Origin of the sequence: Rhodovulum viride, from assembly GCF_003265965.1 — a bacterium.
In the GTDB taxonomy this organism is placed as follows: Bacteria; Pseudomonadota; Alphaproteobacteria; order Rhodobacterales; family Rhodobacteraceae; genus Rhodovulum; species Rhodovulum kholense.
The window spans coordinates 1-712 of record NZ_MUAV01000141.1; the positions used below are offsets into that span (position 1 = coordinate 1).

Consider the following 712-nt stretch of genomic DNA (forward strand, 5'->3'; position numbering starts at 1 on the left):
GGCCTCGGCGCCCGAGGTAGCAAAGCCCTCTTCCCTAATGTCCGACAGGAACGCGTCTCGGTTCCGCGCCAGCACCTCGCGTGCGGCCGTCAGCACCTTGGCGTCCACCGCCGCCATCGCCTCCTCGGCAGTGTAAAATCCGCCTGCGTTGGGTCCGCGCGCGAACCGCTCTCTTTCCCCGACGAAGTAGAAATAGGAACGCCAAGGTGAGCCCATGTGCCACCGCTCGACGCTGAAGAACCCGGAGAACGGGGCCTGGGCTCGGCAGCAGGTCTCAGTGATTTCCCATTGCAGGATGCCCATCACCAGACCCCCGGCCCGAAGGTCACCAGGTGCCAGGCCCCGTAGCCAAGCGCGAACACAAACAGCAGGCCCAAAAAGACCCAGATTTCATCCTTTTTCATGTCCCTTCTCCCATCCCCATGACGCAGTCGACCAGCTCGCCGACCGCCTTTCTGAACTCGATTTTCGGGGGCTCTTCGCCCAGCAGGATCGCCCGCGTCTGCCCGGCGTGAACGTCCACGCCAATGCTCAGGCGCCGCATGGTCTCGCACGCGGCCATCACCCCGGCGCGGTAGCGCAGATCCTCGCCTACGGCCTCTTCGACCCGCGCCAGACCCCAGTGCATGGCCTTTTCCATGTCGGGCGGCCATGATCCGCGCCGCAGCGCGCTCAGGATCAGGTCGCGGCCGAAGAACTGGATCACGACATG

2 protein-coding genes are annotated in these 712 nt (G+C 64.9%); both read right to left on the reverse strand.

All coding sequences use genetic code 11. The annotated features are described in order from the left end of the window. Nucleotides 1–303, reverse strand: a 303-nt coding sequence (locus BYZ73_RS21490) for a hypothetical protein (protein ID WP_146746407.1), incomplete at its 3' end; no start/stop codon positions are given. A 97-nt stretch (nucleotides 304–400) separates the two neighbouring features. Next, nucleotides 401–712, reverse strand: a 312-nt coding sequence (locus BYZ73_RS23165) for a hypothetical protein (RefSeq protein ID WP_181498168.1), incomplete at its 5' end; no start/stop codon positions are given.